Source organism: Flavobacterium pokkalii, from assembly GCF_014596575.1.
GTDB lineage: Bacteria > Bacteroidota > Bacteroidia > Flavobacteriales > Flavobacteriaceae > Flavobacterium > Flavobacterium pokkalii.
Genome location: NZ_NASZ01000007.1, coordinates 135203 through 141884, shown reverse-complemented (window position 1 = coordinate 141884; position 6682 = coordinate 135203). Strand labels below are relative to the sequence as shown.

3 protein-coding genes are annotated in these 6682 nt (G+C 33.6%); all 3 read left to right on the top strand.

All coding sequences use genetic code 11. From position 1 onward, the window contains the following. On the top strand, positions 1 to 568 hold a 568-nt coding region (locus B6A10_RS07035), incomplete at its 5' end, for a sodium:solute symporter family transporter (RefSeq protein ID WP_449404258.1). Between the two features lie 169 nt (positions 569 to 737). Further along, on the top strand, positions 738 to 4790 hold the full coding sequence (locus tag B6A10_RS07030; RefSeq protein WP_194431822.1) for a hybrid sensor histidine kinase/response regulator transcription factor: 4053 nt from the start codon (positions 738 to 740) through the stop codon (positions 4788 to 4790). A 471-nt stretch (positions 4791 to 5261) separates the two neighbouring features. Further along, positions 5262 to 6659, top strand: a complete 1398-nt coding sequence (locus tag B6A10_RS07025) for a hypothetical protein (protein WP_188220296.1) — start codon at positions 5262 to 5264, stop codon at positions 6657 to 6659. The last annotated feature ends 23 nt before the right edge of the window (positions 6660 to 6682 follow it).

The following is a 6682-nucleotide window of genomic DNA, read 5'->3' as shown; positions in this document are numbered from 1 at the left end:
TTATACTTTAGATGTTCATAAAAAATACATTCAAAAAGGGGCTGGCGAAAGACAACAGGTAAACATTGGTCGTTTGGCTGTATTTGCTTCTATGGTTTTAGCGGTAATGTTTACTTGGAATGATGTTTTAGGAATTGGAGGAGTAGGAGGATTTACTTATATCCAAAAATATACCGGATTCATCAGCCCTGGAGTATTTGCGATGTTCTTCTTAGGTATGTTCTGGAAGAGAACTACAGGAACGGCTGCGATTGTGGGAGTATTAGCAGGATTCTTATTGTCAGTATTGTTTAATGAATATGCACCGGCAATGTTTGGAAACGAAACTTTATTATATACGGCTTATCCAAATGGAAAAGGGTTGTATGAAATTCCGTTCCACATTTGCATGGGATTGTCATTCTTCTTTACGATGTTATTGATGGTTGGAATCAGTTTTGCAGGACCAAAAGTAAATCCAAAAGCATTCGAATTGGATACTGAAATGTTCAAAGTGAAACCGCAAACTACCGTATTAATCATCATCACTTTATTGATTATTGCTGCTTTATACGTGAAGTTCTGGTAAAAATATTATAGAGAATAGAAATAAAAAAAGTGCGGAATCGATGATTTCGCACTTTTTTTATAGGTGATTATTTTGTCAAAAAAGCCGTGTTTTTTCTTGAAAAACAATGATTTTAATTATAAATTGGCAGGCTGTTTCGTTGCAGCAGCTTTAATCTAATCTTTAAATTTTGAAATATTTAGTCTTCTTATTACAGTTGTTTTTGTATCCGTTTGTTCTTTTTTCTCAGGAGCATTCGGTTAAATTTCTTGACGCATCGGATGGACTTTCTAATAATTCGATAACAACTATTTATCAGGACAAAGAAGGGTATATGTGGTTCGGGACTTATGATGGACTGAACCGATATGACGGCTATACTTTTAAGACTTTTAGAAATGAAATACGGAACCAAAATTCCTTATCGAATAATACGGTTTATTGTTTGGAAGGTGATGCAAATAGAAATATTTGGGTAGGAGGAAATAAAGGAGCAAGTGTTTATGATAAGTCGAAAGCTTTATTTTTTCAGGCAAAATTTCAAGAGAAGGAAAGTGTTGTTGTTTTAAAAAATGTTGTGCATCAGATAAAATCGGTTTCAAAAGGGCTGGTTTTATTGGCAACGCAAAATTCAGGTTTGCTTGCTTTTGAAGGAAATTCATTTGCCGGAAAAAAAGTGACAATTTCCAATTCCAAAAAGACAGTGGATTATGATGCTTTGGCAATAGAGAAAGATGCTAAGTCTAATCGGGTTTGGGTTTATGTTAGAAATTTGGGAATTTGCCAGTACCATTTTGATTCTAAAACATTGAAATTGATTGCGCCATTTCGTCTTGATTTGAAATGTATGGGAAGCGATGGGAAAGGGAATCTTTGGATTGGAACCGATGAAGGTTTGTTTTTATTTGATACGAAGACCAACTCGCTTTCAGATAATTATTTTTCTGCAAAATGTATTGTTACCGATATTTATCAGGATACGAATAGCCGATTATGGATTGCTACCGATGGCTGCGGACTTTATATTTTAGATAATCAAAGTCAAAAATTGATTCCGTATCAAAAAAATAATTCGCAATCAATAGTTAAAAGTAGTGCTGTTTGGAGTATTTATGAAGATCATTTAGGAAATCTTTGGTTTGGTACACTCCGCGGAGGAGTAAGTATGCTTAGTGCGGTTCCTAAGTATTTTGAAACGGTGAAGTATGTTTCAAAAGACAATAATCTGGCTCAAAATTTTATTTTATCGGCCTGTGAAGATGAAAATCGAAATTTATGGATTGGGACTGACGGAGCCGGATTGCGTTTTTGGAACCGAAAAAATAATACTTATCAGGTTTATACCAGCAATTCAGGTTCAGGCAATTATTTAACGAGTAATTTTATTACTTCTGTCATTCGCGATGTAAATAATGAAATTTGGGTATCAACCTGGTCGGGAGGTGTTAACCGAATTAATCCTAAAAATAATTCTATACAACATTTTTCCTGCTACAATCCTTACACCAAACAATTGGAAAAGAATATTTGGCTGGTGTATGAAGATTCCAAAAAGAATTTATGGGCGAGTGCGACGAATGAAGGTTGTTTGTATCTTTTTAACCGAAGTAAAAAAGCATTTGAACTTTACGATAAAAACATTTCTAATTTACAATGTTTAACCGAAACTGCCGATGGGAAACTTTGGGGCGGGAATTATACGGCTGTTTTTTGGATTGATAAAACGAGAAAAAAGTACGGAAAAATTACGGTTGGTTATCCAATACGCTTTATTCATGAGGATAAAAACAAACAGCTTTGGATAGCAACTCAGGAAGGAGGTTTGCTTTTGTTTAACAGAAAAAACAATACTTATAAGCGTTTTACCACAGCCGAAGGTTTGTCTTCTAATACGGTTTTGAGAATTCTGGAAGATAAAAACGGTAATTTGTGGATGAGTACTTATAATGGCTTGAGTTGTTTAAATACGAAGACGCAAACTTTTAGAAATTTTTCTAAAAATGACGGCTTACAAAGCAATCAGTTTAGTTTTAATGCGGCTTTAAAATTGGATTCGGGAGAATTTTTGTTTGGAGGAATAAACGGGTTTAATCTTTTCTATCCCGAAACGGTCAAAGAATTTGCTCCTAAAAGTAAAATTCTTCTTTCGGATTTAAGTGTCAACAACGAAGCTATTGAAACCAAACCCGAATTGATTTCGGAGCGGAATGAGGAACGTCAAATAAAAGAAATCCGATTACCTTATGATCAGACGACTTTATCTATCGAATTTGTTGCTTTAGATTATGCTAATGCCGATAAAGTTAATTATTCCTATTTTTTAGAAGGCTGGGATGACCAATGGAGTAATGTGGGGCAGCTTCGAAAAGCTAATTATCCGCATCTTTCGGAGGGAACTTATATTTTTAAAGTAAAAACATCCAATTTTCAGGATAAATCAGATGGTGCACAAAATCTGATTCGAATAATAGTTTTACCACCCTGGTACCGAAGCTGGTGGGCTTATCTTTTGTATTTGATAATTGGCGGAGCTATTATTTATAATTATATAAAGTACAGCAAATACAAGGAACGATTAAAATATAAAGTAAGAATTGCCGAATTAGAACGGGAAAAAGAAAAGGAAATAGCCGAGAAACAATCGTCGATGTTTACTTATATTTCTCATGAATTCAGAACGCCGCTTTCGCTTATTATTAATCCGTTAAAAAAAGAATTAAAAAAAGAATCTGCCGAAAATAATTCTAAAGCTGATTTACAGGTAGCTTATCGCAATGCCCGACGCTTGTTGAGTTTAGTTGATCAATTGTTATTGTTTAGAAAAGCCGAAAATGATGCTGATGTATTGCGTTTATCGGAAATAAACATGAACGATTTGTGCGAAGAAGTTTTTCAGTGTTTTGTAACTCAGGCTAAGGATAAGAAGATTTATTATTCGATTGAAAAACCGGAGTATCCTGTTTTTATTTTTGGAGATTATGAAAAAATTGAAATTTCATTGTTCAATTTGCTTTCTAACGCATTTAAATATACTCCGGAATCCGGGGCAATTAGTCTTAAGTTAACGGAAAGTGATAAAGAAGTTTTTGTAAAGATTTCCGATACAGGAACGGGAATAGCTTCTAAAAACCTTGAAACAATTTTTGAAAAATTCAAACAGTTAGAGGTTCGGGCTTCGGTAAGTACCGGTTTTGGAATCGGACTTTATATTGTAAAATATTTTGTGGATAAACACCAAGGAAGTGTTTCCTGCGAAAGTGAATTAGGAAAAGGAAGCCGTTTTACGGTACAATTTTTAAAAGGGCGGGAGCATTTTGAAGATTTACCTATTAGTTTGGTTGCACCTAAAATGAGTGAATTAGTCGAAGAACTTTTGGTGGATGAATTGGATAAAAAAGAGCAGCCGGCACTTGAAAATTTAGACAAAGAATTGAATAACGAAATATTGACTAGTAAAAAATCGGTTTTAATTATTGATGATAATGTTGAAATCCGGAACTATTTAGTGGCGTTATTTTCTGAATTTTATTTGGTTTATGAAGCCGAAAATGGTCAGGAAGGTTTGAAACTGACGAAAAAGTACATGCCGGATATTGTAATTTCGGATGTTGCGATGGAAATTATGGATGGTTTGGAATTATGTAAAAAGATAAAAGAAAACGAGCAGCTATCGCATATTCCGGTAATTCTGCTCACGGCTTCCAGCAATCCGGAAACCCATTTACAGGGAATTACCGATGGCGCTGATGATTATATTACTAAGCCATTTAATGATGAACTTCTGTTGGCACGGGTAAATACCTTATTGAAAAACAGAGGGAATTTAAGAAGTTATTTTCTGGATAGTATTACTTTGAAAGAAAACAGTCAAAAAGTACCGGTCGAATATCAGGAGTTTTTAAATAAATGTATTGCAATTATTGAGGCTAATATGGGAAACAAAGATTTTACAATTAAAACTTTTGCTTCCGAAATAGGAATGAGTCATAAGAGTTTGTATAGCAAAATTAAGATTATTTCAGGCGATACTTTGAATGCTTTTATTCGTTCTGTCCGATTGAGAAGAGCGGCTATGTTGCTACTTACAGAAAATATCAATATAACTCAGGTAGGAATTGAAGTAGGAATTGAAGATCAAAAATATTTCAGGCAACAATTTGTGAAACTCTTTGGAATGACTCCTTCGGCTTATGTCAAGAAATATAAAGATTCCTTTAATAAAGATTTGAATATTATAAAATAGTTATTCTTTAGTAAAAAATAAAGGAGTTAGTATTGTAATCCTAATCGTATTAATAATACGGTTAGGATTTTTTATATATAATTAAAAACAAATTGTTGTAAATTAAGTATAAAGTAAAAAAAGTAATGTTTTTTTGTTAAATAGTCTTTTTTGATGAATATATCCATGTGTTTTGCCAAATCCCCCTGTTTTTTATTCCATTTTACCCCCTTTAATTGGTGCCATTTAGTTATTTCTTTGCTAGGATGATAAATGAAATTTTAGAATTTAAGATTTCTGTTATGTTAAATTATCATAAAATAAAAACAAACTATAAGCACTAATTATTAACCAAAAACAAATCTGATTGCGTATGAAAAGTAAAGAAACTCCCTGAAATTTTGTACTACTTATTATAAAATGAAAGATGTAGAATTACTATTAAATCAAAAGGAAATTTCTCATTCGAAATTCCTCTAAAAACTAAAATATATGAATAAACTCTCGTATTTATTTTTGCTAACTTTTTTTGTTATGCTGTTCGCAGGATGTCAGGAAGATGAATCAAGTTATCCTTCGTCAGATGATCCTACGGTTGTGGTGGCGACTAATGAAATTTATGGAGCTCCCAACAGAAAATTTGAAATTAAAGCTGCTTTAGCAGATGATTTAGGGTTGAAAAATGTAAGAATTCAAATTCCTGAATTGGATTTGGATAAGATGATTAATTTTTCAACAGATCCTCTTTTAACCACTTATGATTTAAGTTACTTCTTTGAAGTTCCTTCAGACAGAGGTGTTTCGGAATCTTTTGTAATTAAATTAACCATCACTGATGTTTCCGGAAATAGCATTGAACAGGAAATTAATTTACGTTTGGATGGGGAGTTTAGTGCACCGGCAATTAGTATGATTACTCCTAAAGAAGGAGCTGTTATTTTGTTGTCATCCAGTAACCAATTACCGGTAAATTTTGTAGTGAATGATGATTCCGGAATTGATTATATACAGGTAAAATGTGAAGTTTTAGGCATTGATGAAATGGTTCAGTTAGAAGGCGCTCCTCAATCTTATACTTTTAATAAGACGTATACCTTGCCAATTACCGCTGCTGAGTACGTATTAACAATTACTGCAAAGGATAAATTTGCCATTCCAAATATGGGAACTTTAAACATTAATATTGTGGCTACTAATGAATATCCGGCCATTTATTTATGCGATCAGCCTAAGGGAACTAATTTAACAACGGATGCAGTAGGTGTTCCAATGTATTTCCATGAAAAATCAGGACAGGATTTTGAATTTAAATATTATGCTGATACCGACAACAAGGAAGTGTATTTCTTAGGTCAGGAAGCTGATTTTGCTCCACACTGTTTTGGATTAAATGCTTCAGGAGATTTAGTAGATGATGTGACTTCTTCACCGATTATTTTACCAACAAAAGGTTATTATAAAATAAAAGTAAACCCTAGTACTTTAGTTTATACGGTGACTAAATATACACCAACAAGCAAAGTTTGGGCAGATGTGGCAAATGGTTTATGGCATGATACAGAATCTTTGAGAAGACCTTTTGTGAGTGTTTGCGGAGGCGGAATTCAGGGAGCTACCTGGGATACTTGGGATGCGTGGGTTCAGACAAGCTTACATTTAGCAAATAATCCAAATAATCCATATCAATTAGTTGGAGAATATACATTGACAGGAACTATGGAAGCAACCTTTACTGGTCAATGGTGGAGTCCTTCCTGGAGATTAATTAAAAACGGAATCGCAACCATGTCGCCGGGAGAAAACGGAAATGCTAAATATCCGGCTGCCGCAGGAGTTTATAAAGTGATTTTGGATACTGAATTGGAAAGAGTGTTTATCACTAAAAAATAGTTTGTTATAAGCTAATAACAATT

Excerpts from the sequence above, each read along its gene's own strand:
- B6A10_RS07025 (WP_188220296.1), top strand. The coding sequence starts at position 5,262 with ATGAATAAACTCTCGTATTTATTTTTGCTAACTTTTTTTGTTATGCTG.